This is a genomic window from Bifidobacterium sp. W8112, assembly GCF_016101425.1.
GTDB classification, from domain to species: domain Bacteria; phylum Actinomycetota; class Actinomycetes; order Actinomycetales; family Bifidobacteriaceae; genus Bombiscardovia; species Bombiscardovia apousia.
Genome location: NZ_JACFQN010000001.1, coordinates 461786 through 484569, shown reverse-complemented (window position 1 = coordinate 484569; position 22784 = coordinate 461786). Strand labels below are relative to the sequence as shown.

The window sequence follows — 22784 nt, the reverse complement described above, 5'->3', positions numbered from 1 at the left end:
CGGTTCTTCAGGTCCTGGCGGGCTGCCGGGGTCCTGGGATAGATTGGTAGCTGGTCACATGAACATGTCGAGCCGAAAGGTCGTGATGCAGGGTATGAGCCGGGTGATGACCTATGACAGTCGGTCGCCGCAGTTACTGGCCCAGGTGGTGGCCGCCGGGGGGCTGGCGGTCATTCCTACCGACACGGTCTATGGCATCGTCTGCGATCCATGCAATGACGCGGCCATCGATAGGCTCTTCCAGGCCAAGCACCGTCCCAGGACCAAGTCCATCCAGGTGCTGTTGGATGGGGTCCAGGCCATGGACCGGCTGGATCTTAGCCTGCCTGCGCCTCTGGATCGCCTGTCCGATGCCCTGTTGCCGGGCCCCTTTTCGCCTATTGCCCTTGTAGGAAGTTCCTGCCCTCTGCGCACCCCTCGAAGGGAGCCCGAGGGTCCCACCCAGGCCGTCAGGGTGCCTGACTCGTCCATTTGCCGGGCCCTCCTGCAGGTGACCGGCCCCCTGGCTGCTTCCAGCGCCAACCGATCCGGCAATCCCAGCGTGGAGACCGTCCAGCAGGCCGAATCCGAGCTGGGTGACAGCGTCGATCTCTACCTGGACGGGGGGCCGACCCCAGGCTCAGTGGCCAGCACGGTGGTGGAAGCCGACAGGACCGATGCTGACGGAATACACGTGCTGCGGCAGGGCGTCATAGGCGAGACTCGGGTCCGCGCAATACTGTCCAGCCAAACCAGCGGAGGGGAGGGTCGGTGAGGGTATACCTGTTCATTGCTGCCATCGCTGGCGGAGCCACCTGGCTGGTCATGCCCATGGTGCGTCATCTCGCCATCCGGGTTGGTGCCGTAGGTGTGGTCCGCGCTCGCGACGTACATAAGGTGCCCACCCCCCGTATGGGCGGCCTGGGCATGCTGATCGGCTTTGCCGTGGCCATGTGCTTCGCCTCCCGCATCCCCTTCATCACAGGCCTCTTCCAGTCCGGTCATCAGGCCTGGGTCATTCTGGCCGGGGCCGTGGCCATCTGCCTGCTGGGCATAGCCGACGACCTTTGGGATCTGGACTGGATGCTCAAGCTGGCCGGCCAGTTGCTGATTTCGGTCTTCGTCTCCTGGGGCGGCATCCAGATCATCTCCCTGCCTTTGGGATCCCTGGTGGCGGCATCGCCCAGCCTGTCCATGGCCATCACGGCATTTCTGATCGTGGCCTCCATCAATGCGGTCAACTTTGTGGACGGACTGGACGGCCTGGCTGCGGGCATCGTAGCCATCGGGGGCATCGCCTTCGCCATCTACTCATATATCATCGCCCGCATCTCGCCCGACTACGCCTCCCTGGCCACGCTGATCGACGTCGCCATGGTGGGCATTTGCGTGGGATTCCTCCTGCACAACTGGCATCCGGCCAAGCTCTTCATGGGCGACTCAGGATCCATGCTGCTGGGTTACTTGATCACCTGCGCATCCATTGTGGTCACCGGACGGCTGGATCCAGCCACCATTCATGCCAGCATCTATCTGCCGGCCTTTATGCCCATTCTTTTGCCCATCCTGGTGCTTTTCCTGCCTGTTCTGGACATGTGCTTGGCCATTGTCCGGCGGCTCAGCCATGGGCAATCACCCATGCACCCCGACCGCATGCACCTGCACCACCGTATGCTGCGCATCGGTCACACGGTTCGTTCCGCGGTCCTCATTCTCTGGGGCTGGGCCGCCCTGATTGCCTTCGGCTCGCTCTTTATTCTTTTCTTCCCTCTGAGATATGTCCTGATCGGTCTGGCCCTGGCCGCCATACTGCTGACCTTCGCTACCCTCTACCCCTACTACCGTCGTCGCCTTCCCGAAATCAGGCGTGAGAACGCTCTTCTTGCCGCCCAAGGTTCGCAGCATGCGGCCAGACCGCACTGGCATCGCAAGAGCCGCCACGACAAGGATGAGGACGATATTCACCCAATGAAATAGTGCGGACACGGTGCAGTGAACGGTCAAGAAGCACTTGTAGCATGGTGCTATGGCTATGGAAAACCCACAAAGCGAACCCTCCTCCTACACTCAACTTCCCGACGCCTTCCAGAAAATCGGTCTGGCCTATGACGACGTCCTCCTGCTGCCCAACGAATCCGATGTCATCCCCTCCGAGGTAGACACCACCACCCGGCTGACTCGGAACATCACCATGAAGTCCCCGGTGCTTTCGGCCGCCATGGACACCGTAACCGAGGCCGCCATGGCTGTGGCCATGGCCCGCAACGGCGGCATCGGCGTCCTCCACCGCAATCTCAGCATCGAGGATCAGGCCAATCAGGTCGACATCGTCAAGCGGTCCGAGTCCGGCATGATCTCCGACCCCCTGACCGTCACCCCAGATGCCACGCTGACCGATCTGGACAAGCTCTGCTCCACCTACAAGGTCTCCGGTCTGCCTGTGGTGGACCGTCGGCAGCGGCTGGTGGGCATCATCACCAACCGCGACATGCGCTTCGTCAATCCCGCTGACTTCGACCGGCTCAAGGTCAGCGACATCATGACCAAGGACCACCTGATCACCGGTCCGTCCAACATCACCAAGGAGGATGCCCACGAGCTTCTGGCCAAATACAAGGTGGAGAAGCTTCCTCTGGTCGATGATGAGGGCAAGCTGACCGGGCTGATCACTGTCAAGGACTTCGTCAAGACCGAGCAGTACCCCGAGGCCACCAAGGATGAGCGTGGCCGGCTTCGTGTGGCTGCAGCCGTGGGCTTCTTCGGCGACGCCTGGCAGCGCATCACCGCCCTGGCTGATGCCGGGGTCGACATCCTGGTCGTGGACACCGCTCATGGCCATGCCAAGCTCATGCTGGACATGATTCGCAGGATCAAGGCAGATCATGCCTTCGACCATGTGGATGTGATAGGCGGCAACGTGGCCACCCGTGAGGGCGCCCAGGCGCTGATCGATGCCGGCGTTGACGCGGTCAAGGTCGGTGTGGGCCCTGGCTCCATCTGCACCACCCGCGTGGTGGCCGGTGTGGGTGTGCCCCAGCTGACCGCCGTCTACGATGCAGCCCTGGCCTGCCGCCCTGCCGGGATTCCCCTGGTGGCCGACGGCGGAATCCATTACTCCGGCGACATCGCCAAGGCCATCGTGGCCGGAGCTGATTCGGTCATGCTGGGCGGTCTGCTGGCAGGCACCGAGGAGGCCCCTGGCGAGAAGGTCCTCCTGCATGGCAAGCAGTACAAGGTCTATCGGGGCATGGGCTCGCTGGGTGCCATGGCTCCGCGCGGCAAGAAGAGCTACTCCAAGGACCGCTACTTCCAGGCCGACGTCACCAGCTCCGACAAGGTGGTGCCCGAGGGTGTCGAAGGCGAGGTGCCCTACCGCGGTCCGCTCAACTACGTGCTCTACGAGCTGGTCGGCGGCTTGCATCAGACCATGTTCTACACCGGCGCACGAACCATCCCCGAGCTGCAGCGCAAGGGCCGGTTCATTCGGATCACCGATGCCGGTCTGCGTGAATCGCATCCCCATGACATCGTCATGACCAAGGAAGCCCCCAACTACTCAGGCTTCCACAACTGAGCCTACATAGGCAGGTGATCGGCGCAGGATCTCATCAGGACCTGCGCCGATTGCATCTCTCATGGCAGTCATGATCCAGTTGGTTGTGTTGGCGATCCCTCTGTCGGTCACGCGCTGGCGGTATCTTGTAATGTTCCGTCCAAGGCGGCGGAAGGAGCGATCCGGTGCGCAACCCGGATCTGAAAGGCGTACAGATGAGCGATAAGAATGATCTGACTTTCTCGGCGGAGGAATCCCGCATGATCTGGATAGACTGCGAGATGACCGGTCTGGATATCTTCCATGACGAGCTGTGCGAGGTCTCCGTGGTGCCCACCGACTTTAACATGAAGGTCCTGGACAAGGGCATCGATCTGGTCATCAAGCCCTCCCAGGCGGCCCTGGATCACATGGGGGACTTCGTCAGGAAGATGCACACCTCCTCGGGCTTGATCGAGGAGATGAAGACCGGCCTTGACCTGGAGGATGCCCAGCGTCAGGTGATCGAGTACGTCAAGCCCTTCCTGCCCAAGAACGGCAAGGCCCATCTGGCCGGCAACTCCGTGGGCTCCGACAAGAAGTTCCTTGACAGGTACATGCCTGATCTGATGGATCTTCTGCACTACCGGGTCATCGATGTGAGCACCCTCAAGGAGCTGTCCCGCCGTTGGTACCCGGACGTCTACAAGAACAAGCCGGCCAAGCATGGCGGCCACAGGGCCCTGGCTGACATCATCGAGTCCATGGACGAACTGCGCTACTACCGCTCCATGTTCTTCCTTCCGGCTCCCGGACCCGACCAAGCCCAGTCCAAGGCTGGCGCGGAACAGATCGAGCAGACCAGCCTGCTGCGTCATTACGAAGAATCCGGCAATCCGGTCGAGGATGCCAACAAGCCCGAGAAGACCGACTACTGACAGGCGTGCCATGTACCTCTGCGGTGGCACCATGGAGGCATGCAGCAATCCGAAGCCTTGACCATACTGAGTGCGGGGGCCAATGCCTTCATCACGGGTGCCCCCGGGTCAGGCAAGACCTTTGTGCTCAATGAGTTTGTCGCCCAGGCCCGTCAGGCCGGGGCGGTTGTGGCGGTGACCGCCTCGACCGGCATCGCCGCCACGCACATCAACGGCCAGACCATCCACTCCTGGAGCGGAGTAGGCATCGCCACCTGCATGACCGAATCACTCTTGAAACGGATCAAGACCCGCCGTCGCAGACAGATCGAGGGCACCGACATCCTGGTCATCGATGAGGTTTCCATGATGCACGCCTGGCTCTTCGACATGGTCGACCAGGCCTGCCGGGCCGTTCGCCACAGCCCCGAACCATTCGGAGGGATCCAGGTGGTCCTTTCCGGGGACTTCTTTCAGCTGCCGCCGGTGACGCGGTCCAACCGAGCTGCAGGAATACTGCCCAGCCCTGAATTCCAGACTGCCCGGGAACGCTATGCCCAGGCCGGCAAGGACCCGGATGGGTTCGTCACCGAATCACTGGTCTGGCAGGACTTGGACCCGGTCATCTGTTACCTGACCGAGCAGCACCGCCAGGACGATGGCCAGCTGTTGACCGTCCTGACTGATATCAGAGAGGGTGGCGTCACCCAGGAGGACCATGAGGTCCTGGCCGCCCGTGTCGGCGCAGTGCCCGCCCCCGGTCAGGTGGCGGTCCACCTCTTCCCGGTCAACAAACAGGCCGACACGCTCAACGACCAGCGCCTGGCCTCCATCGACGAAGAGGCCCACCATTACCAGGCCACATCCCGAGGTGAGGCCAGGCTGGTGGAACGGCTGAAGAAGAACATGCTGGCCCCCGAGGATCTGGCCCTGAAGACCGGGGCCGCGGTCATGGCCCTGCGCAACGACCAGGACCATCAATATGTCAACGGCTCCATCGGCACCGTCAGTGGATTCACCAGCTCGGCCAAGGGGGGATGGCCGATCGTCTCCTTCCAGAACGGCAACGTGGTCACCATGAAGCCGGCCGCCTGGGAGACCATGGATGGGGACACCGTCTTGGCCGCCGTCAACCAGGTGCCGCTTCGCTGCGCTTGGGGCATCACCATCCACAAGTCCCAGGGGATGACTTTGGACAGGGCCGTCATGGATTTAAGACGGACTTTCGCGCCAGGGATGGGGTACGTGGCCCTCTCCCGTGTGGAGAGTCTGGATGGGCTCTACCTGACGGGCATCAATGAGCATGCCTTCCTGGTCTCTCCTGATGCCGTCGTTCTGGATGCCGGTTTGAGGGCCGAGTCCAAGGCGGCCTGCGCACGCCTGAAGGATGAAGGACCCGAGTCCTTCACCAAGCGCGCCGTCGGTCAGGAACCAGAAGACGAATTCAGTCAGGATCAGCTTTTCTGAAGGGTCGCCCTTACTGGTCTTGGCCGGGTGTGGCCATTCGGGCCGCTAGAGATGCCATGACAGGCGGACCATGTCCTTAAGTGTGATTCCGTTCTCGACAATGGGATGCGCGTAGCGATTGACGAAATAATCCCGTGCAATGCTGTCCATGCGAAACCCGCATGTTTGGTAGAAGCAAAGGGCCCCAAAACTGGTGGATCCGGTGCCTACTTCCAGTCTTTCCAGCCCCAGTCTGACAGACTCCATCTTGGCTCGGTCTATTAATCGGCTGCCAAGTCCCTGTCGGCGATAAGCGCGATCCACGCTGAGATTGGCGATTTCCAAGCTATCCGTGTTTGGTCTGACAAGCAGCATGACACCGGCCAGAGCTTGTCCCACTCGGATTTCGTAGGCACGGGAACGGGTGAAAACGTCATGAATTATCCGTTCTGAAGGATCGGCCTCCAAGAGGAGTGTCATGTGCTCTGCGTCGAGGTTGGTAAAGGTCTGGATGGTCACACCCGGCTCTGATGACATAGGTGCCCGCCTTGTCCTGGTAAATCAGAAAACCTGTTCGATATACAACCACTATATCTTGGCTGTCTTGATGGAGGGGGCTTGGAGCTGGATGGATGCCAGGTTATGAATTGACCGACTTGCACCTGCCTATGCTGTTTGGTTTCGGGCTTGGTTGCGCGAATCGTCATGTAGCTTCCCCTGCAGCTGCTTGTCCCTTTGCGCGCATATCTTTGGGAGGTATGAGAACCAAAGCCATGCGCATGTCAACCCTCTTTCTGCGGACCCTCAGGGAGGATCCGGCCGACGCCGATGTGGACTCGGCCAAACTCCTGCAGCGGGCCGGTTATGTCCGCAAGGTGGCCCCCGGCATCTTCACCTGGCTGCCGCTGGGGCTGAAGGTCCTTGACAAGGTTCAGGCCGTGGTCCGGGAGGAGATTAACAGCATTGGCGCCCAGGAGGTTCACTTCCCGGCCCTGTTGCCTCGCGAGCCCTACGAGGCCACCCACCGCTGGGAGGAGTACGGGGAGAATCTCTTCCGTCTCCAGGACAGGCACGGCGCCGATTACCTGCTGGCTCCCACTCACGAGGAGATGTTCACCCTTTTGGTCAAGGACATGTACTCCTCATACAAGGACCTGCCGGTGGTGCTCTACCAGATCCAGACCAAGTACCGCGACGAGTTCCGTCCCCGCGCCGGGCTGATCAGGGGACGCGAATTCATCATGAAGGACGCGTACTCCTTCACTGTGGATGAGGAGGGGCTGAAGAAGGCCTACCAGGATGAGCGCGGCGCCTACGAGCGAATCTTCAAGCGTCTGGGTGTCAAGTACGTCATTGTCCATGCGGTTTCCGGACCCATGGGGGGATCCGAGTCCGAGGAGTTCCTGGCTCCGCTGCCCATAGGCGAAGACACCTTTGCCCTGGCTCCCTCGGGGAAGGCATGGAACGTGGAGGCGCTGACCACTCCGCGTCCTGAGCCCGTCGACTACGCTGAAACCCCGGCCATGCAAGAGCTGGACACCCCCGACTCGACCACCATCGACACCCTGGTAGAGCGGTTCAACCAGCTGCATCCTCGCGAGGATGGCCGTGACTGGACCGCTGCCGATACTCTGAAGAACCTGATCGTGGCCGTCAAGCACCCTGCGGATGATGACCATCCCGAGGGCTGGCGGGAACTGGTGGCCGTCGGCCTGCCGGGCGACCGTCAGGTGGATATGAAGCGGCTGGAGGCCCAGTTCGCCCCTGCTGAAATCGAGGAGGCCAGCGAGGCTGACCTTGCTGCCCATCCCGAGCTGGTCAAGGGATACATTGGCCCCCGTGTTTTGGGTCCTCAGCGTTCTGACACCGAGTCTGCCGCTCATATCCGCTACTTCCTCGACGCCCATGTGGCCCCTGGCTCAGCCTGGGTGACCGGGGCTGATGCCCAAGGCATGCACCTGGCCAATGCGGTCTACGGGCGTGACTTCCAATCCGACGGAGTGGTGGAGGCCGCCGAGGTCCGTCACGGGGACATGAGTCCTGATGGTTCCGGGCCGCTCAGCTTCGAGCGTGGCGTGGAGATCGGGCAGGTCTTCCAGCTTGGACTGAAATACTCTGACGCATTGGGGCTGAAGGTCCTGGACCGCAACGGCAAGGCGGTGCCGGTCTGGATGGGCTGCTACGGCATCGGCATCTCCCGTGTTCTGGCCTGCATTGCCGAGATGCATCACGATGACAAGGGTCTGGCCTGGCCCAAGGCTGTCGCTCCTGCCGCGGTTCATGTGGTAGCCACCGGCAAGAAGCAGGAGGCCTTCGATGCCGCAGAGAAGCTGGTCGCCGATCTGGAGGACCGTGGTGTGGAGGTCATCTACGACGACCGTCCCAAGGTATCTCCCGGGGTCAAGTTCAAGGATGCGGAGCTGATCGGGGTCCCCCTGGTCGCCATCGCCGGTCGTGACACCATTGCCAACGGCACCATCGAGATCCGCAACCGCGACGGCTCGGATGTGCAAGCAGTTCCTGCTGATCAGGCTGCTCAGGTGATCGTGGATCGGATCGCCGATCTGCAGTAGGGTATGCCTCACCCGTAGTTGCTTATCGCAACTGATACAGGAGGGTGGGGTCTTGGTCACGTCATGATGTATGCGACCAAGACCCCACCCTTCTGGTTGTATCGGTTTGGGTTCAGGAATCTATCAGGTCAGATGCGCAGCAGAATGGGCAGATGATCCTGGCGCTTGCCGGTGTCCACAGGTTCACTGGTGTCGACCTGGTCAGCGATTCGGTTGGAGGTCAGCCAGTAGTCGATGCGCCAGCCGGAGTTGTTGATCTTGCTCTTTGGGGCCCGCTGGGCGAACCAAGTGTAGACGCTGCGGTGATCGTCGTAGAAGCCGGCGGCATCGCCATGGATCTTTCGGAAGGTGTCGGTGAAGCCCGCATCCAGCAGAAGGCCGAACTTCTCGCGCTCCTGGTCGGTGAAGCCGGCTGAGTGATGGTTGGAACCGGGGTTGGCGATGTCAATCTCCTCGTGGGCCACGTTGAAGTCGCCACAGGCCAGGACCGGTTTGCGGGCATCCAGCTCTTGCAGATAGCGGCGGTAGCAATCGTCCCAGACGCCACGTGGTTTGAGCCTGACCAGTCCCGATCCGGAATTGGGGGTGTAGACCGTGGTGACGAAGCAGTCCGGGAACTCCAGAGTGAGCATGCGGCCCTCGTCGTCCATGGTGTCCGGAGCGCCGATGCGGGGGCGGGTCACGGTAGGCTCCGGCAGGATCTTGCGGTAGAGCATGAGCGTGCCTGCATAGCCTGTGCGGGCCGGGGGCTCGGAGCGGCGGTCCACCTCCTGGTAATCGGGAAAGTAGCGCATGAGCGCCTTCAGGATGCCTGCGGATTTCTTCTGGTCACCGTTGAGCTTGGTCTCCTGGATGGCTACGACATCAGGGTCCAGATCCCGGATGGTCTCCACCACCTTCAGGGAGAGGGCGCTGCGGCTACTCTTGCCCAGCAGGGCGGCGTTGAGCGAATCGATGTTCCAACTGACCAGCGTGTGAACCATGACTGCGGGTCCTTCCAAACCGTGCCGATGTATCTGCTCTCACAGTGTAGCCCAGGACCGATGTTCGATGTCCTTGCGCAGTGAAAGAGCCATTGCCAAACCAGTCGTGGGCAGGGTTGTCCACCACGCAAACAGGCCGAGCCCATTCGACCACAATGCCCTCCGGGTCGGGTGCACGGAACCTGTGCGGAGGCAGGATGGAGTCACCGTTCGACGGAGGGTTCCTGGCCGGGGCCAGTCCCTTCCCCCGCTCCGATTATCCGCGCTCTGGCTAGGGATTCTCCGTGGGACGGCTTCACTGCTATGCAATGAGTAATCGACCGGCAGGTTTACAGCGTCGGATTCATACCATCGACAGAGAGGTTCCGATATGTCCATCAACGAAATAAAAACGACGGTCTTCGGTTTTATGGGGACCCAGCCGGCCCGTCTGGGACAGCCGGGAGCCACACCAGTCTGCTCCTTCAGGCTGGGCTCTACACCGGCCTATTACGATGCTGCGGCTGGGGTATGGAAACGAAAATCCACTACCTGGCTGACAGTCAAGGCTTTCAGGACTCTGGCGGTTAATGCTCTGGCCTGTCTGCACAAGGGCGATCCGGTCATGGTGACGGGATCCTTGGTGACAGAGGAGTGGACCAGCGACGGCCAGCCGCATAGCAGCCTGGTCTTGGTAGTGGATGGCATCGGTCACGACCTGGCTAGGGGACAGGATACCTTCACCAGGATCCGATCGGGCACTGCATCTATCGATGAGGGGGCCGCCGGTGCGGATCCTTGGACCACTCCGCTGACATCTTCACCCTCTGAAACCGCCCCAGCATCATCGGTATCATCTGCAGCCGAGCGGACACCAGTGAGGGCTTCCAATGCTGGATGAGCAATGGTTGTTTCGGCCGAGCAAGACGAAGGCGGAAGGCCGGCTGATTCCAGTCGACATCCCGCCTTGATCAACAGGCTGATTGAAACCGTCAACCGATGATTTCAATCAGAACAGGCTTACCAGATCTTGACCCGTGCTTCGGGTTCCAGCCACATGCCGTCCTCGGCGGTGACCCCGAAGGCCTGGTAGAAGCGATCCACATTCCTGACGATGCCGTTGGTGCGGAATTCAGCAGGGGAGTGGGGGTCGATCTGCAGATACTGTTCGGCCAGCTGATCCCTGTTCTTGGTCCTCCAGATGGAGGCATAGGACAGGAAGAACCGCTGCAGGCCAGTGTAGCCGTCCATGACCGGAGCCGAGGCCAATGCCTGATCCATGGCCGCGTCGTCTGACCTGGCCGTGCCGCCCTGCCGCTTCTGCAAGGCGATGGCATAGGCCTTGATAGCGATGTTGACGCCTCCCAGGTCTCCTATGTTTTCGCCGATGGTCAGCGCCCCATTGACATGAGGTGCCTGCTCGGGCTTGTCGGCGTACTTCTCGGCAAGCTGCTGGGGGACGAACCCGTTGTACTGTTCGATGAGCGCCTTGGTCCGCTGCTCGAAGTTCTCACGGTCCTGCGGGGTCCACCAGTCCTGCAGACGTCCGTCGCCGTCGTACTTGGAACCCTGGTCGTCGAATCCGTGGCCGATCTCATGACCGATGACCGATCCGATGCCTCCGTAGTTGACGGCATCGTCGGCTTCAGGATCGAAGAAGGGCGGCTGCAGGATGGCTGCCGGGAAGACAATGACATTCAGGGTGGGCTCATAGTAGGCGTTGACCGTCTGAGGGTTCATCAGCCACTCTTCCTTGTCCACAGGCTGGCCGGCCTTGCCGAACTGATAACCGGACTCGTAGAGGTTGGCCCGCCGCACGTTGTCGACCAGGCCCAGCTTCTCGTCCACAGCCAGGGCCGTGTAGTCGCGCCAGTGCTCGGTGTAGCCGATCTTGGGCGAGAATTTGTCCAGCTTGGCCAGAGCCTTGACCTTGGTCTGTTCGCCCAGCCAGTCGCTGGAGGTGATGGAGACCCGGTAGGCGTCGATCAGGTCTGAGACCAGGGCCTCCATGCGGGCCTTGCTGGAGGCAGGGAAGTGCCGACGCACATATTCGCGTCCGACCTCCTCGCCGCAAATGCCGTTGACCAGGGAGACGGCTCGCTTCCAGCGGTCCCGCATCTTGGTCGTGCCGGAAAGGACCTTCCCGTAGAAGTCGAACCTGGCCTGATCGAAGTCGCTGCTGAGCAGACCTGCCCACTCGATCAGGGTGTGCACGCGGGCCCAGAGTTTGAGATCCTCCAGATCGCTGGTCTTCCATAGCTCGTTCAAACCCTGCAGGAAGGAGGGTTCGTGCACGATGGTCCTGGACAGGGCTGCGCTCAGTTCGACTGGTTGCACATTGGCGACAGGGCTGGCTGCATAGGCCTTCTGCCAGGATTCGATCCAGGTGTGCAGATCGAAATCGGCGAGCGTTGACTCCAAATCAGCCAGGGTGGTGGGATTGTAGGTGCGATCCTCATCTCGAGTGGATACGTTGTCCCAGTGGCGTGCCGCTATGCGCGTCTCGACTTCAAGGAAGGACTCCGCCTGCCTGTGGGCACCCTCCTGGTCGTCGGCGTAGCCGGAGAGCCTGAGCAATGAGGCGACCATGTCGGTGTAGGCCTGGCGGACTGGAGCGTAGCTCTTCTCCCGGTAGTAGGCCTCGTCGGGGAGTCCCAGCCCAGCCTGCTCCACATGAGCCACGTTGACGCCAGCATTGCCCGGATCGCCATAGATGGCGATGCCGAACAGATCGGGGCCGCCAGTCGGATTGAGCTGGCCGAGCAGGCTGGTTAACGCTGTCTTGTCGGGTACATCATCAATGGCCTGCAGGTCGGAGCGGATGGGTTCCATTCCCGCAGCCTCGATGGCATCGGTGTCCAGGAAGCTGCGATAGAGCAGGGCCGATTTGACTGCCGGAGATTCCGGATCCTCGAGGATTTCATGGATCTGTGCTTCGGCATCCTCGGCAAGCTTGTCGAAGGAGCCGAACCGGGAGCGGTCCTCGGGCAGACTGTAGGTGTCGATCCAGGGGCCGTTGACGAAGCGGAAAAGATCGTCCTGAGGGCGAATGACCGAAGAGAAGGAGGCCGGATCAAGTCCGGAGGAGGTCGTGGATGCTGTAGATTGTGCCATGGTACAAGCCTAGCCATCTTTGGTGACATGCCATACCCTGTGGTCACCGGCAATCGACGGACTGGCGAATCCTCCGCCGAAGGGAAAAGCCGCGATTGCCTCCGTTGGTGATTTACACTTGGAAGACGGTAACGGGACGGCCCATAGGCCGCCCTGAGCGAGCGAAAGAGGACGGTATGACGGATCCCATGCAGGGCGGTCAGCCCAATCAGTACGGTGGTCAGGATTCTGGGCAGAATAGCGGCCAATACCAGAATAATTATGCCCAGTATGGGCAATACCCCGGCTATCAGGGGCGCCCGCCGCGGATGGATCCTTTCTCCATGATCGCTGAGGACCTGGGATTCAGAACCCTGCGGGCCATCCGCGTCATCATGGGCGTCATGGGCGTGATTGGAGTCATCCTGGGCCTGGCCCTGCTGCTCAGGCCGGACAAGACCCTGATTGCCGTGACCGTGGTGCTGGGTATCTACTTCATCATCTCCGGCGTGGTTCGTCTGGCCACCTCCATCGTGTCCAAGGGGCTTCCTGGCGGCTGGAGGGTGCTGGGTGTCCTCTTTGGCGCCCTGATTGCCGTCGGCGGCATCGTCATCGTCAGGAACACGGCCCTGTCCGCTTCAGCGCTGACCCTGCTGGTCACCATCATTGTGGGCATCAGCTGGATCATGGAGGGCGTGATGAGCCTGGCCGCCTCCTGGGGGCTCCCGCATTCAGGCTGGGCCATCTTCTCCGGCATCGTCTCCATCATCGCCGGAATCATCGTCATGATCTACCCGTTGAGCTCCGTCATCTTCCTGGTTATCTTCAGTGGGTGCGCTCTTCTGGTGCTGGGAGTCGTCTCCATTATCAGGGCCTTCACCTTCGGCCGGAACTGAGATCCGGACTCGTCCGAGTGACCCGATAATACTGAGAGGTAGTACTTGGGCAGGATCCTGAGGGGCGGCACCCGCGGGCACCAATCATGAAAGGACGCAGAGGATGATCGAGCTCAAAACCAAGCAGGAGATCGAACAGATGAAGCCGGCGGGGAGGTTTGTCGGCAGCATCCTCAAGGAGCTCAAGGCCATGAGCAAGCCTGGGGTCAACCTCCTGGAGCTGGACGACTACGTCAAGGACAGGATCAACTCCCGCAAGGGAGCCACTTCCTGTTATGTGGATTATGCGCCTGATTTCGGCACCGGACCCTTCGCCCACTACATCTGCCTATCCGTCAACGATGCCGTCCTGCATGGGGTGCCTTATGACTACAACCTCAAGGACGGCGACCTGCTCTCCCTCGATCTGGCCATCAACGTGGACGGCTGGGTAGGCGACTCGGCCATCAGCTTCGTTGTGGGCGAGCATGCCGATCCGGAGGATCTGCGGCTGATTCGGACCACCGAAGAGGCCCTGAAGGCCGGCATCGCCCAGGCTCAGCCCGGTAACCGCCTAGGCGACATCTCCGCTGCAGTCGGTGAGGTTGCCCATGAAAACGGATACAGCGTCAACCTGGAGTTCGGCGGCCACGGGGTAGGGCGGATCATGCATGGCGATCCCCATGTGCCCAACGACGGCACTCCCCATCACGGCTACAAGCTGCGCCCGGGTCTGGTCATCGCCATTGAGCCTTGGTTCCTAGCGACCACCGATCAGATTTACCAGGATCCCAAGGATGGGTGGACCCTGCGTTCTGCAGATGGATCGCGCGGCGCCCACAGCGAGCACACCATCGCCATCACCGAGCAGGGGCCTGTCATCCTGACGACCAGGGACTGAGCCAGAAGGCTGTCCGAGGCCGAATCAGGACTATAAGGGATTTAGGAATGTCCACAATGTGGATGCTCTTGGATCCTTTTTTGATGCCGACCCTGTTTGATGCCTGCACTTGCTTCATTGGCCTTGTGCCCGCAAGCTGGTGCGGGAGCGAAGACGGCACTGGCTTGGAGCTGCGCATCGTGGGTGGAGGCTGCGGATTCCTGCTTGCGGTTACAAGCCGGTAATCGAAATCGTGATTGTTTCTGTTAGCATGTCGGCAATTCCAAGCCGGTACAGGTGCCGGTAGCCTGATCTGGCATGGCCGTCGACGCTCACTGGCACCTCACTGGTTGATTGACAGGAGGTGCGTGGTGTCTACAGCACGGTTGTCCATCGGTTCCGACCAGGTTGATTTGCCGTTGGTTCGCGCCACCGAGGGGCCCGACGGCATTCTGGTCTCCTCCCTGCGCAATGACGGCTGGGTCACGCTCGATCCCGGCTTCCAGACCACAGCTCAGTGCGTTTCGGGAATTACCTTCATTGACGGCAAGCGGTCCATACTGCGCTACAGGGGCTATGCCATAGAGGACTTGTGCGCCCAGTCCAATTTTCTCGAAGTGGCCTGGCTGCTGTCCCATGGCGAACTGCCTGATGCCGAGCAGTACCAGCGGTTCCGCAGCCATGTCCTGGGTTACACGGTCGTGGGTGAGGACTTCCGCCATCTGCTCTCGTCCTTCCCCCGCCAGGCTCACCCCATGAGTGTGCTGGCCGCAGCGGTCAACGCACTTGCAGGCTTTCATCCTGACACCTGCAATGTTGATGATCCTGATCAGCTGGAGGAGGCCAGCGCCATCATCATGGCCAAGGTGCGCACCATCGTCTCCCTGATCCACCGTCGTCGCCGCGACCAGCCTCTGCTCTACCCGGACAGAACCTGGGGCTATGTGGAGGACTTCCTGCGGATGAGCTTCGCCATGCCCTACCAGCCTTATCAGGCCGATCCTCTCAGGGTGCAAGCCTTGGACAAGCTCCTGATCATCCATGCCGACCATGAGCAGAACTGCTCCACCTCAGTGGTGAGGATTGCCGGCTCGGCCCGGGCCAACCTGTATTCTGCGGTGGCCGCCGGCATCAACACTCTGTCAGGCCCCCTGCACGGCGGCGCCAACGAGGCCGTGCTGCGCCAGCTGAAGAACATACGGGATTCCGGACTGGGCGTACGAGGCTATGTGGACCAGGCCAAGAACGAGGGGCGGAAAATCGCGGGTCTGGGCCACCGGGTCTATAAGTCCTATGACCCGCGCGCGGCAATAGCCAAGCAGTGGCTCTACAAGCTCATGGACGAGCCCGACCAGGACAGGAACGCCGAGGATGCAGAGCTCTTCGACGTGGCCCTCCAGCTGGAGGACCTGGCCCTGCATGACGACTACTTCGTCGAGCGGCACCTGTATCCCAACGTGGATTTTTACACCGGGCTCATCTACCGCGCCATCGGCTTCGACCCGGAGATGTTCACCACGCTCTTCGCCTTGGGTCGCATCCCCGGATGGATCGCCCAGTACCGGGAGATGCTGGACGATCCTGACACGAAAATAGGTCGACCCAGGCAGGTCTATACCGGTCAGGGGCCACGCGACTACCTGCCTATAGAAGAGCGCTGAGTCTTATGACCGCCTGGGTTCAGTTGGCGTGCAGTCGTTCGTTCAGCTCGATCCCCTTCTTGCGGGGCAGGGCTCTGACCTGGCCCGTGCGGGAGTCGCGGATGAAGAGCAGATGATCCCGTCCGCTGAGTGCTGCCCCCTTGACCTCCTCGTCGCCCAGGCCGATCTTGGTGCCGGCGGTGACATAGAGCCCGGCTTCAACCACGCAGTCGTCGCCTAGGGAGATGCCGATGCCGGCGTTGGCTCCCAGCAAGGAGTGCTGACCAATGGAGACCCGGTGGCGGCCTCCTCCGGACAGGGTGCCCATGATGGAGGCTCCGCCACCGATGTCCGAACCGTCGCCGACCACGACTCCCTGGGAGATCCGTCCTTCGACCATGGAGTGGCCCAGCGTGCCAGCGTTGAAGTTGACGAAGCCCTCGTGCATGACTGTCGTTCCCGGCGCCAGATAGGCGCCGAGCCGAATCCGGTCGGCGTTGCCGATGCGTACACCCTCGGGAACCACATAATCCACCATGCGGGGGAACTTGTCCACGCTCAGCACCGTTACCTGTGTCACCGGGATGCCTGGCATGGACCGGCTGGTTGCGGCCATGACCGCTGACCGGCGCAGGGCGAAGTCCTCCACGGCAAAGGGTCCGTAGTTGGTCCAGACCACCGTGTTGAGCTGTTCGAAGATCCCATCCAGGTTCATGCTGTTGGGAAGGCTCAGGCGCATGCTGAGCAGATGAAGCCGCAGATAGGCATCGGCGGCATTGGCTATTGGGCCATCCAAATCGGCCACGGTGAAGACCGGAACCTTTCGGATGCCGCGGGCGTCGGGCTGGTTGTTGACCTGGTCGCCAAAGTCGTGGTTGGGACGGTTGGCCGGGGTCGGCGGTGTCGAGATCTCGGCCTTGGGGTACCAGGTGTCCAGGGTCCGGCCCTGCTCGTCCTGGCTGGCCAAGCCCCAACCCCATGCGGTGCGTGCTGTGCTCATCGTTCCTCCTTCAGGCTGTGCAGTCGTATTGTCATAGGTTGTCTTACAGGATAAACCGGTCGATGCTCAAACAGCGATGGTCCGTCCGACAGTCGGGTCTGGATGGTCGCCAGCCAGGTCCCAGCCGGTAGGTAAAATTATCAATCATGAGTGCCTACAGTCATGAGCGCGAGCGCCGGGAACGTCGGCGCCGCAACACAGCCAGGGCGGTCTGCCTGGTCATTGCCGTGGCTTTGCTGGCCAGTCTTGTCATTCCCGCCATCTTCAGCGGCCTTTGACCCGGTCCGTCCGGTCGGCGGGAATCCGGCCGTCACAGTCAAAGGCAAATGGGAATGAAGACGGCGACCGACTCGCGTGGAGCCGGTCTGGAAAGCGGTGAGACGGTATGGCAGAGATGGATTTTGCCCAAGCATTGGATCAGGCCAAGGCCAAGTACGAGATGATTTCCAAGGCGCTGGACCCGGAGGGTTTGCGCTCGCGGATTGCTGATCTGGAGCGTCAGGCCAGCGCGCCCGGACTCTGGGATGATCAGGAGAATGCCCAGAAGGTGACCAGCAGGCTCTCGGCCCTGCAATCCCAGCTCAAGCATCTGGAGTCCGCATCCTCCCGGCTGGAGGATGTCCAGGCTCTGGAGGAGCTGGGCCAGGAGGAGCATGACCAGGACACCCTGGTGGAGGCCCGCAAGGAGATCGACTCCTTGAGGTCCGACCTGGCTGACATGGAGATCCAGACCCTGCTGGACGGGGAGTATGACGAGCGCGCCGCCGTGGTCACTATCCGCTCTGGCGCCGGCGGGGTGGACGCAGCTGACTGGGCCCAAATGCTCCTGCGCATGTACATGAGGTGGGCTGAGCGGCACGGCTTCTCCACCAAGGTCATGGATACCTCCTATGCAGAGGAGGCCGGCATCAAGTCAGCCACCTTCCAGGTGGATGCCCCCTACGCCTACGGTCGGCTGTCGGTGGAGGGCGGCACCCATCGTCTGGTGCGGATCTCGCCCTTTGACAACCAGGGCCGACGGCAGACCTCTTTCGCCGCCGTCGAGGTCATCCCCCTGGTGGAGCCAACCGACCACATCGACATCCCCGATTCGGATATCCGAGTGGATACCTACTGCTCTTCCGGCCCCGGCGGCCAGGGTGTCAACACGACCTATTCGGCCGTGCGTATCACTCATTTGCCGACCAATATCGTGGTCACCATGCAGGATGAGCGCAGCCAGATCCAGAACCGTGCGGCTGCCATGGCCGTTCTGCAGTCCCGTCTGCTGGTGCTGCGGCACGAAGAGGAGGCCAAGAAGAAGAAAGAGCTGGCCGGCGACATCAAGGCCAGCTGGGGGGACCAGATGCGCTCATATGTGCTGCATCCCTACCAGATGGTCAAGGATCTGCGCACCGGATACGAGACCTCTGACACCCAGGGCGTTTTCGACGGCAACATCGATGCCTTCATAGAGGCCGGCATCCGCTGGCGGCATCAGCAGCGGGTTCAGGCCCGTGAGGAGGAAGCCAGCAAATAACCCTGCGCTCGGCCTCTTCCGGGTCGGTGTTTCATGAGCGTGTGGTGTCGGTCTTCTTGATAGCCTCTGTAGGGGAATACCGAGGAACGGAGAGTCAATGGCGTTGATTTCGCTCAAGGACGTGACCAAGATCTACCCCAAGGGGTCCCGTCCCGCCTTGGATGACATCAGCCTGGATGTCGATCGTGGGGATTTTGTCTTCCTTGTGGGCGCCAGCGGGTCGGGCAAGACCACCCTGCTTCGCCTGCTTCTGCGCGAGGAGGAGGCCACCGAGGGGGAGATCCGTGTGGCCGGCAACGACCTGCGACGTCTGCGCAATCGTGAGATTCCCGGGTATCGGCGCTCCATCGGCTTTGTGTTCCAGGATTACAAGCTGCTCAACAACAAGACCGTATGGCAGAATGTGGCCTTCACGCTGGAAGTCATCGGCGCTCGCCGGTCCACCATCAAGACTCTGGTGCCTCAGGTGCTCAAGACCGTGGGGCTGACGGGCAAGGAGCAAAACTACCCGCACGAGCTTTCCGGCGGCGAGGCGCAAAGGGTGGCTTTGGCCCGCGCCTACGTCAATAATCCGGAAATCCTGCTGGCTGACGAGCCCACAGGCAATCTAGATCCCACAACCTCCCTGGGCATTATGGAGGTTCTGGATGCCATCAACCGGACCGGCACCACCGTGGTCATGGCCACCCACAACGAGGAGATCGTCAACTCCATGCGCAAGCGGGTGGTGGAGCTGCATACGGGTCGGATCATGCGCGACGAGGCCCACGGTTCCTACGATTCTTCGCGCTTCTTCCCCGATGCCGAGGTTGCGGCGCGCTCCCATCATGCCATCGGGGATCCCGCCGACGGCGATGCCCTGGACCGTGCTCGTGAGGTTGGTGTTGGAGGGCGCCGTCCGGTGCAGGTTGTCGTGCAGGATGGGAATAGCTCGGCTACCGAACCCATCGCGGATGGAACCAAGGGGGCCAAGCAGGTGGTCCAGGCGGCGGCACAGGCCGTCGACCAGGGTCAGTATGGCGATGAGGGAATCGCACGGCTGGCCAAGTCCATGCATTCGGGGAGAACAGGACGTTATGGGCAGGTCTTCACCTCGGTGGAGGACACCCTGACCTGGGGGAAGGGCCTGGGCAGTCTTGAGTCTGCGCAGGAAGATTCCAGTCAGCATGGAGAAGCCTCTGCGGGGCAGCCCGATCGGAAGGCCGACTCCGATTCTGACGAACGATTCCGCAGACCTGCACCGGTGTCTCAGGGCAGCCAGGATCGACCGGGTCAGTCGAGTGAAGGTTCCGGTGACAAAGACCAGGGCAAGGCAGGAATTGATCGCGCCGAATCCGGGAATCGTCCCCAAGCAGAACCTGCAGAACCTGCAGCCTCCAGGAAGTCTCGGAAGTCCGCTCGTGGTTCGGAAGCTGCTCCGCGGCCCGAAGATGCGGGCAGTCGAGAGCAGGATAGGAACCCAGGTCGTGACCGCAAGGGTCTCGCGCATGACGATCACAATCATGACCATGGTCAAGGCGGGCCCAAGAAAGATGACAAAGTCAAAAACCGCCAACCGTTGAAGGAATCCTCTGCTGAGGCTTCTGATCGTGAACAACAGTTCAAGAGGCCCGATGTATCCAGCCCAGCCCAACCGACCGGCGAATCCGGTCAGGCTGCGGTCCGCATGAAGCAGGACGGCGCGCAATCCTCAAAAGCACCCTCCGGCAAGAGCAGGACCAGCAAAAAGGACTCGACGAATGAAATAGATCATGATGTCGAGTCTCACGATGCCGAGTCCATGGGGGCCCCGCCGGCCCCGCCCGCTCCCCCTGAAGCCCCCAAGGCGGCCAGGAAGCCCCAGCAAAAGAGCGGCGCACAGGCTCGGAACGAGCGTCATGACAAGAAGAAGGCGGCACGATGAGACTGCGGTTCATCCTTTCCAGCACCTGGGACAACCTGCGGCGCAACGGTTCCATGATCCTCTCGGTCATGCTGGTCACGTTCATCTCCTTCCTCTTCATCGGCGCATCGGGACTCATGCAGGCCCAGATCAGCAAGGCCAAGGGGGACTGGTACGACCAAGTAGAGGTGGTGGTCTGGCTATGCCCGGACGGCGCCAGCCAGTCGGCATCCTGCGCGACCGGCAAGGCGCCCACCAACGCCGAGATCGTCAAGCTGGAGAACACCATCAATACCGAGCTGCGCGACTCTGTGGCAAAAATCACCTACCAGAGCAGGGAGGACTTCTTCAAAAACACCTTCCTCAAGCAGTACCCCAACGGCACATACGAGGGAAGGACCATGACCGCAGCGGACATGCAGGCCTCCCTGCGTCTCAAGCTCAAGGATCCAACCAAGTACCAGGTGGTCTCCGAGGTGCTGTCCGGACGCGACGGCGTAGAGGAGGTGTCCGACCAGCGTCAGATATTCGACCCGGTCTTCAAGATTCTCAACAGGGCTACGGCAGTCACCCTGGTTCTGGCCGTAGTCATGGTGATCGTGGCCATCCTGCTGACTGGCACCACCATCAGGATGAGCGCCGCCTCGCGTCGCAACGAGACCGAGATCATGAGACTGGTGGGAGCCTCCAACTGGACCATACGGCTGCCCTTCATCCTGGAAGGCGTGGTGGCATCCTTGCTGGGGTCTCTTCTGGCTGTCGGCGCTCTGAGCGCCATCGTCAAGCTTTTCATCACGGATTGGCTGGCCCGGACGGTCCAGTGGATGCCCTACGTGGACCAATCCACGGTCCTGCTCATGGCCCCGGCGTTGATCCTAGGGGCCATGCTCTTGTCCGCATTGGCCTCTTCCATCTCCCTGCGGCGGTATCTGAGGACCTGATCCCCAGCGACGGGCCGGGTTGACCTTATGGGCACGAACTCTGCCATAATGATGACTAGCATGGATAAGTGATAGTGAGGACTTGACCATGAATCGTACGAAGCACTTGGAAGCCATCTGCGGCCTGGTGGGGTCGTTGGCCATGATGCTGGGCGGTGGGATCCTGGGGTTGACAGTGGCCCCTGCGCCGGCACGGGCCGATTGGAGCAGCTATCAGCAGAAGGTACAGAGCCATGAGGCTCTGAAGAGCAAACTGGCAGGTGTCAACAGCCAGTTGGCCGACCAGATTCTCAGCCTCAACGATCTGACTGCCAACCAGATCCCGGCGGCTCAGCAGAGCGCTGTCGAAGCTCAGCAGCAGGCCGAACAGGCCGACAGTCTGGTTCAGGCCACCAACGACCGATTGCAGGCGGCCCGCAAAGATCGTGCCGACCTGGAGGCCAAGATCCGTCAGACCGGCATCGACTATGACGATGCCAAGGCCGGTGTGGCGCAGATGGCGAGAAAGAGCTTCCACGGCTCTGAGGCTTCCCAGGTCATGGATGTGGTGACCAAGTCCTCCAGCACCAAGGACTTTGTGGACAAGATGCAGTCCGATGCAGCCGTGACCCGATCCGAGGCCAACACAGCCAATGATGCCGCCAATACCCTCAATTCGTCCATGAATCGCAAGCAGCGTCTCGAGGCCATCGAGGAGCAGATCAGCACCTTGAAGGCCAAAGCCGACCAGCAGCAGGCGGCGGCCCAGCAGGCGGCAGCCGCGGCGCAGGCCAAGCAGGACAGTCTGCAGGCCTTGCGTGACCAGGGAACTGCAGCACGCAAGCAGCTGGAGGGGCAGAAGGCTGCCCTGACCACCCAGTCAGCCCGTGAGGCCGCTGACATCGTGGCCACCGAGTCGATGATCGATTCCCTCAACACAGGCAATGCCGGCGGCGGTGCCGATCCCCATGCCGGCGGCGCCCAGCAGGTCGGCGGTGGCGGCTCCGCACCATCGCCGGCTCCGCAGCCGGCTCCGCCGAGCAACGGGGGCGGTGGAGGTGCCTCCGGCATGAATTACGGGGTACCTGGCAGCTGTCCTGAGGGTTCTGGGTTCTGCTACGGCCATCCCACCGGCAACTCGGTGGGCGGCAGCGCTTATCCCGCCCGTCAGTGCACCCTCTGGGCCTACATCCGCCGCTCGCAGCTGTCCCTTCCTGTGGGATCCTACATGGGCAACGGGGCTGACTGGGCCAATACCGCACGCAGTCTGGGCTACTTGGTCAACAACACTCCACACGTCGGAGCTGCCATGGTCTTCGCCCGTGGCCAGCGGGTCGGTTACTGGAACGCCGACTGGACCTATGGCCATGTGGCCGTGGTCGAGCGCGTCAACGGGGACGGGTCCGTGCTCATCTCCGAGGGAGGCACCGGATTTGCCTCATTCCCCGCCTATGAGACGGTTTACGGGGCTGGCAACTACCAGTACATTCATTACTGACATCGAAGCGGACCAGGTCCGCCACCTGGGACGCCACTCCTAGCCGTCCGGCCTACCAGGCGACATGA

General features: G+C 61.5%; 18 protein-coding genes and 1 pseudogene. 15 read left to right on the top strand and 4 right to left on the bottom strand.

Going from position 1 to position 22784, the window contains the following annotated elements:
* Positions 1 to 106: 106 nt before the first annotated feature.
* The 5 genes from H3T92_RS01945 to H3T92_RS01925 all read left to right on the top strand — a co-directional run bounded on the left by H3T92_RS01945 (position 107) and on the right by H3T92_RS01925 (position 5895).
* Entirely contained in the window at positions 107 to 754 is a 648-nt protein-coding gene (locus tag H3T92_RS01945; RefSeq protein WP_232341824.1) for an L-threonylcarbamoyladenylate synthase, read from the top strand.
* On the top strand, positions 751 to 1956 hold the full coding sequence (locus tag H3T92_RS01940) for an MraY family glycosyltransferase (protein ID WP_144085123.1): 1206 nt from the start codon (positions 751 to 753) through the stop codon (positions 1954 to 1956). Before H3T92_RS01945 ends, H3T92_RS01940 begins: the two co-directional genes overlap by 4 nt.
* A 49-nt stretch (positions 1957 to 2005) precedes the next feature.
* On the top strand, positions 2006 to 3553 hold the full coding sequence (gene guaB / locus H3T92_RS01935) for an IMP dehydrogenase (RefSeq protein WP_144085124.1): 1548 nt from the start codon (positions 2006 to 2008) through the stop codon (positions 3551 to 3553).
* Positions 3554 to 3747: 194 nt separating this feature from the next.
* Positions 3748 to 4449: an oligoribonuclease gene (gene orn, locus H3T92_RS01930; RefSeq protein WP_101432699.1), complete on the top strand. Its 702-nt coding sequence runs from the start codon at positions 3748 to 3750 to the stop codon at positions 4447 to 4449.
* A 39-nt stretch (positions 4450 to 4488) separates the two neighbouring features.
* Positions 4489 to 5895: a PIF1 family DEAD/DEAH box helicase gene (locus H3T92_RS01925; RefSeq protein ID WP_198189316.1), complete on the top strand. Its 1407-nt coding sequence runs from the start codon at positions 4489 to 4491 to the stop codon at positions 5893 to 5895.
* A gap of 45 nt (positions 5896 to 5940) precedes the next feature.
* On the opposite strand, the gene H3T92_RS01920 is transcribed toward H3T92_RS01925, so the two are convergent.
* Positions 5941 to 6411: a GNAT family N-acetyltransferase gene (locus tag H3T92_RS01920; protein ID WP_144085126.1), complete on the bottom strand. Its 471-nt coding sequence runs from the start codon at positions 6409 to 6411 to the stop codon at positions 5941 to 5943.
* Positions 6412 to 6632: 221 nt separating this feature from the next.
* Between H3T92_RS01920 and H3T92_RS01915 the strand changes: the two genes are divergently transcribed.
* Positions 6633 to 8447 carry a proline--tRNA ligase gene (locus tag H3T92_RS01915; RefSeq protein ID WP_144085127.1) on the top strand — a complete coding sequence of 605 codons (1815 nt, stop codon included), beginning with the start codon at positions 6633 to 6635 and terminating at the stop codon, positions 8445 to 8447.
* 128 nt (positions 8448 to 8575) lie between these two features.
* Here the strand turns inward: H3T92_RS01915 and H3T92_RS01910 are convergent, their stop codons facing one another.
* A complete protein-coding gene (locus tag H3T92_RS01910) occupies positions 8576 to 9430 on the bottom strand; it encodes an exodeoxyribonuclease III (RefSeq protein WP_144085128.1) in 855 nt (284 codons plus the stop codon).
* A gap of 370 nt (positions 9431 to 9800) precedes the next feature.
* Here H3T92_RS01910 and H3T92_RS01905 point away from each other — a divergent pair, with 370 nt between their 5' ends.
* The gene (locus H3T92_RS01905; protein ID WP_198189315.1) at positions 9801 to 10310 is read left to right on the top strand and encodes a single-stranded DNA-binding protein; all 510 of its coding nucleotides are present in this window, start codon (positions 9801 to 9803) and stop codon (positions 10308 to 10310) included.
* Positions 10311 to 10429: 119 nt separating this feature from the next.
* Here H3T92_RS01905 and H3T92_RS01900 read toward each other — a convergent pair whose 3' ends face one another.
* Positions 10430 to 12523 (bottom strand): M13 family metallopeptidase, encoded by a 2094-nt coding sequence (locus tag H3T92_RS01900; RefSeq protein WP_144085130.1) that lies wholly within the window; start codon positions 12521 to 12523, stop codon positions 10430 to 10432.
* Between the two features lie 176 nt (positions 12524 to 12699).
* On the opposite strand from H3T92_RS01900, the gene H3T92_RS01895 reads away from it, so the two are divergent.
* The 3 genes from H3T92_RS01895 to H3T92_RS01885 all read left to right on the top strand — a co-directional run bounded on the left by H3T92_RS01895 (position 12700) and on the right by H3T92_RS01885 (position 15918).
* Entirely contained in the window at positions 12700 to 13398 is a 699-nt protein-coding gene (locus H3T92_RS01895) for an HdeD family acid-resistance protein (protein ID WP_144085131.1), read from the top strand.
* Between the two features lie 103 nt (positions 13399 to 13501).
* The gene (map, locus tag H3T92_RS01890; RefSeq protein WP_029678693.1) at positions 13502 to 14278 is read left to right on the top strand and encodes a type I methionyl aminopeptidase; all 777 of its coding nucleotides are present in this window, start codon (positions 13502 to 13504) and stop codon (positions 14276 to 14278) included.
* A gap of 350 nt (positions 14279 to 14628) precedes the next feature.
* Positions 14629 to 15918, top strand: coding sequence for a citrate synthase (locus H3T92_RS01885; RefSeq protein ID WP_144085217.1), 1290 nt, complete (start codon positions 14629 to 14631; stop codon positions 15916 to 15918).
* 19 nt (positions 15919 to 15937) lie between these two features.
* Here the strand turns inward: H3T92_RS01885 and dapD are convergent, their stop codons facing one another.
* Positions 15938 to 16897, bottom strand: coding sequence for a 2,3,4,5-tetrahydropyridine-2,6-dicarboxylate N-succinyltransferase (gene dapD / locus H3T92_RS01880; RefSeq protein ID WP_144085132.1), 960 nt, complete (start codon positions 16895 to 16897; stop codon positions 15938 to 15940).
* Positions 16898 to 17043: 146 nt separating this feature from the next.
* Here dapD and H3T92_RS08270 point away from each other — a divergent pair, with 146 nt between their 5' ends.
* The 5 genes and pseudogenes from H3T92_RS08270 to H3T92_RS01860 all read left to right on the top strand — a co-directional run bounded on the left by H3T92_RS08270 (position 17044) and on the right by H3T92_RS01860 (position 22716).
* Positions 17044 to 17175: a hypothetical protein gene (locus tag H3T92_RS08270; protein WP_255297770.1), complete on the top strand. Its 132-nt coding sequence runs from the start codon at positions 17044 to 17046 to the stop codon at positions 17173 to 17175.
* 107 nt (positions 17176 to 17282) lie between these two features.
* Positions 17283 to 18416: a peptide chain release factor 2 gene (gene prfB / locus H3T92_RS01875; protein WP_045924723.1), complete on the top strand. Its 1134-nt coding sequence runs from the start codon at positions 17283 to 17285 to the stop codon at positions 18414 to 18416.
* 97 nt (positions 18417 to 18513) lie between these two features.
* Positions 18514 to 19549 (top strand): annotated as a pseudogene (ftsE, locus tag H3T92_RS08175) (cell division ATP-binding protein FtsE); the annotation flags it as partial.
* A 766-nt stretch (positions 19550 to 20315) separates the two neighbouring features.
* Positions 20316 to 21239, top strand: coding sequence for a permease-like cell division protein FtsX (gene ftsX / locus H3T92_RS01865; protein ID WP_198189313.1), 924 nt, complete (start codon positions 20316 to 20318; stop codon positions 21237 to 21239).
* A gap of 88 nt (positions 21240 to 21327) precedes the next feature.
* Positions 21328 to 22716 (top strand): CHAP domain-containing protein, encoded by a 1389-nt coding sequence (locus H3T92_RS01860; RefSeq protein WP_198189312.1) that lies wholly within the window; start codon positions 21328 to 21330, stop codon positions 22714 to 22716.
* Positions 22717 to 22784 lie beyond the last annotated feature (68 nt).

Bases quoted from the DNA above. Each gene is read 5' to 3' on its own strand.
- H3T92_RS01945 (WP_232341824.1), top strand. From the start codon at position 107: ATGACCTATGACAGTCGGTCGCCGCAGTTACTGGCCCAGGTGGTGGCC.
- guaB (WP_144085124.1), top strand. From the start codon at position 2,006: ATGGCTATGGAAAACCCACAAAGCGAACCCTCCTCCTACACTCAACTT.
- orn (WP_101432699.1), top strand. From the start codon at position 3,748: ATGAGCGATAAGAATGATCTGACTTTCTCGGCGGAGGAATCCCGCATG.
- H3T92_RS01925 (WP_198189316.1), top strand. From the start codon at position 4,489: ATGCAGCAATCCGAAGCCTTGACCATACTGAGTGCGGGGGCCAATGCC.
- H3T92_RS01920 (WP_144085126.1), bottom strand. From the start codon at position 6,411: ATGTCATCAGAGCCGGGTGTGACCATCCAGACCTTTACCAACCTCGAC.
- H3T92_RS01915 (WP_144085127.1), top strand. From the start codon at position 6,633: ATGAGAACCAAAGCCATGCGCATGTCAACCCTCTTTCTGCGGACCCTC.
- H3T92_RS01910 (WP_144085128.1), bottom strand. From the start codon at position 9,430: ATGGTTCACACGCTGGTCAGTTGGAACATCGATTCGCTCAACGCCGCC.
- H3T92_RS01905 (WP_198189315.1), top strand. From the start codon at position 9,801: ATGTCCATCAACGAAATAAAAACGACGGTCTTCGGTTTTATGGGGACC.
- H3T92_RS01900 (WP_144085130.1), bottom strand. From the start codon at position 12,523: ATGGCACAATCTACAGCATCCACGACCTCCTCCGGACTTGATCCGGCC.
- H3T92_RS01895 (WP_144085131.1), top strand. From the start codon at position 12,700: ATGACGGATCCCATGCAGGGCGGTCAGCCCAATCAGTACGGTGGTCAG.
- map (WP_029678693.1), top strand. From the start codon at position 13,502: ATGATCGAGCTCAAAACCAAGCAGGAGATCGAACAGATGAAGCCGGCG.
- dapD (WP_144085132.1), bottom strand. From the start codon at position 16,897: ATGAGCACAGCACGCACCGCATGGGGTTGGGGCTTGGCCAGCCAGGAC.
- H3T92_RS08270 (WP_255297770.1), top strand. From the start codon at position 17,044: ATGAGTGCCTACAGTCATGAGCGCGAGCGCCGGGAACGTCGGCGCCGC.
- prfB (WP_045924723.1), top strand. From the start codon at position 17,283: ATGGCAGAGATGGATTTTGCCCAAGCATTGGATCAGGCCAAGGCCAAG.
- ftsX (WP_198189313.1), top strand. From the start codon at position 20,316: ATGAGACTGCGGTTCATCCTTTCCAGCACCTGGGACAACCTGCGGCGC.
- H3T92_RS01860 (WP_198189312.1), top strand. From the start codon at position 21,328: ATGAATCGTACGAAGCACTTGGAAGCCATCTGCGGCCTGGTGGGGTCG.